Annotated in this window: 1 protein-coding gene and 2 pseudogenes; all 3 read left to right on the top strand. The window is 74.8% G+C overall.

All coding sequences use genetic code 11. The features are described from left to right. Positions 1-335 (top strand): annotated as a pseudogene (locus tag MNZ27_RS23050) (tetratricopeptide repeat protein); the annotation flags it as partial. A gap of 82 nt (positions 336-417) precedes the next feature. Next, a complete protein-coding gene (locus MNZ27_RS23055; RefSeq protein WP_242396408.1) occupies positions 418-2,232 on the top strand; it encodes an arginine--tRNA ligase in 1,815 nt (604 codons plus the stop codon). Between the two features lie 36 nt (positions 2,233-2,268). Next, positions 2,269-2,659, top strand: a pseudogene (locus MNZ27_RS23060) (SPOR domain-containing protein); the annotation flags it as partial.

The following is a 2,659-nucleotide window of genomic DNA, read 5'->3' on the forward strand; positions in this document are numbered from 1 at the left end:
TCGTCGCGGCGCGCACCCCCGCCGCCCCCGGGGACGCCGGCCTGCCCCAGCGGCGCACGCGCCCCGGGCAGGCGGCCGGGCGGCCGGGGGCGGGGCGGGCGGCCGCGCGGCGGGCGCTCGCGACCGACCGCACCGGTGAGGTGACGCTCGCGCTCCGCGAGGTGCTCCGGGAGGCGGGGGCGCCCGACCCCGAAGACCTGGCGGCGCGGCACGACGTGCTGGTGGAGGCGCTGCTCCGGCGTGGCCACGCCCTGCGGTGCCGGCGCTGCGGCGGCGAGACGGCCGCCCGCGCCTGGCGATGCGTCCGCTGCGGCGCCTTCGATCCCCACGGCTGAGCGGCGCGCCGCCCGCCGCCTGCCGCCGGCGGACCGGTGGATCTTGCTTCGCCGACTCGCGCCCGGTAGATCGAGCCCTCCCATGGTCCGTGATCGCGTCGTCGAGATCTTCCGCCAGGCGCTCGCCGAGGGCGCCGCCCAGGGGCGCTGGCCCTCCATCGAAGCCGGCTTCTCGGTCGAGGCGCCCCGCGACCCGAAGTACGGCGACTTCGCCGTGAACGCCGCGATGGTGCTCGCGAAGCCCGCGGGCAAGCCGCCGCGGGTGCTCGCCCAGGCCATCGTCGAGGCGGTGCGGGCGGCCGACGCCCGGCACGAGCTGGCGGGGCTCGAGATCGCCGGCCCCGGGTTCATCAACGTGCGGGTCGCGCCGGACGTGTGGCTCGGCGCGCTCGAGCGCGCCGTCGCCGCCGGCGCCGACTACGGCCGCACCGCGGTGGGGCAGGGGAGGAAGGTCATCGTCGAGTACGTCTCGGCGAACCCCACCGGCCCCATGCACGTCGGCCACGGCCGGAACGCCGTCACCGGAGACGGCGTGCAGAGCCTCCTGCGCTGGGCGGGCTTCGACGTCACGCGCGAGTACTACGTCAACGACTACGGCGCGCAGGTCCAGACGCTCGCGCGCTCGGTCCACCTCCGGTACCAGGAGCTGCACGGGCGCGCGATCACCTTCCCGCCCAAGGCCTACCCGGGCGAGTACGTGAAGGACATCGCCGCCGCGCTGAAGGCCGAGCTCGGCGACCGCTACCTCGACGCGCCCGAGCGGGAGTGGCTCGCGATCTTCCGCGACCGCGCCGTGCAGCACGTGCTCGGGATGATCCGGGGCGACCTCGCGGCGATCAACATCGAGTTCGACCGCTGGTCGTCGGAGAAGGCGCTCTACGAGTCCGGCACCGTCCAGCGCTTCCTGAAGGTGCTCGAGGAGAAGGACCTCGTGTACGTCGGGAAGCTCCCGCCCCCGAAGTCGAAGAAGGGGCAGCCGCCGCCGCCGCCGCAGGACGGCGACGCGCACGACGCGAACGACGAGGGGGTGGCGGCGTCCGAGGACCTGACGCTGTTCCGGTCGTCGAGCTACGGCGACGAGGTCGATCGCCCGGTGAAGAAGGCGGACGGCACGCCGACCTACTTCTGCGCGGACATCGCCTACCACTGGGAGAAGCGGCAGCGGGCCGAGCTCCTGGTGGACGTGCTCGGCGCCGATCACGGCGGCTACGTCCCGCGGCTCGAGGCCGCCATGGAGGCGCTCGGCGGCTCGCGCAAGGACCTGCACGTCGTCCTCATCCAGATGGTGAACCTCACCCGCGGCGGCGCGGCCGTGAAGATGGGGAAGCGCGCCGGGAACGTGGTCTGGCTCCGCGAGGTCCTCGACGAGGTCGGCCGCGACGCCGCCCGGTTCATCTTCCTCACCCGCCGCTCCGACGCGCCGCTCGACTTCGACGTCGAGCTCGCGAAGAAGCAGACCCTCGACAACCCCGTCTTCTACGTGCAGTACGGCCACGCCCGGCTCGCGGCGATCTTCGCGAAGGCGCGCGAGGCCGGCCACGCCGTGCCGGAGTTCGAGCTCGAGGCGGCGCGGACCCTGACGGCGCCAGAGGAGCAGGATCTCATCCGCCGGATCGCCGCGTTCCCGGACCTGCTCTCCGGCGCGGCGCTCGCGTTCGAGCCGCACCGGGTCGCGTTCTACCTCCAGGAGACCATCGCCGCGTTCCACTCGTGGTACACGCAGGGGAAGCGCACCGGCGAGCGCGTCATCGGCCCGGATCCCCGGAAGACGGCGGCCCGGCTCTTCCTCTGCCGCGCCCTCAAGCAGGTGCTCGCGAACGGCCTCGCGGTGCTCGGCGTCTCCGCCCCGGAGCGGATGGAGAGTCCGGAAACTCGCGATATCGACGCCGAGGTCTAGAATCGCGCCAGCCGCGGTCGGCCTCGCGCGACGCGCGTGGCCGTCCCTGCCCTCCGCGGCGGCGGGTGCGCCATGCGCGACGGGAACGTCCGGGTCCAGGAGAAGTTCGAGCTGTCCCTCGACGGGCGGCAGATCGCCTCGATCGTCGTCGGCGCGCTCGTGATCCTCGCGGTGGTGTTCGTCCTCGGCCTGAACGTCGGGCGGCAGGTGGCGTCCCGGCAGGCCGCGGCCGCCCCCGGCGGGGATCTCTCCGCGCTCGACCACGTCCCCGCGCCGGACGCCCAGCCGAAGATCACCTTTTACGATCAGCTCCCGAGGAACCGTCCTCCGGCGCCGCCGCCGCCCGAGAGGCCGTCGGCCCCCCCCGCGGCCCCCCCGCCGGCGCAGCCCGAGGCGGGCGCGGCGCCGGCGCCGATGACCCCGCCGC

This window comes from Anaeromyxobacter oryzisoli, assembly GCF_022690765.1.
In the GTDB taxonomy this organism is placed as follows: domain Bacteria; phylum Myxococcota; class Myxococcia; order Myxococcales; family Anaeromyxobacteraceae; genus Anaeromyxobacter; species Anaeromyxobacter oryzisoli.

What these genes read in the sequence shown, in the direction of transcription:
- MNZ27_RS23055 (WP_242396408.1), top strand. Translation starts at nt 418, where the DNA reads ATGGTCCGTGATCGCGTCGTCGAGATCTTCCGCCAGGCGCTCGCCGAG.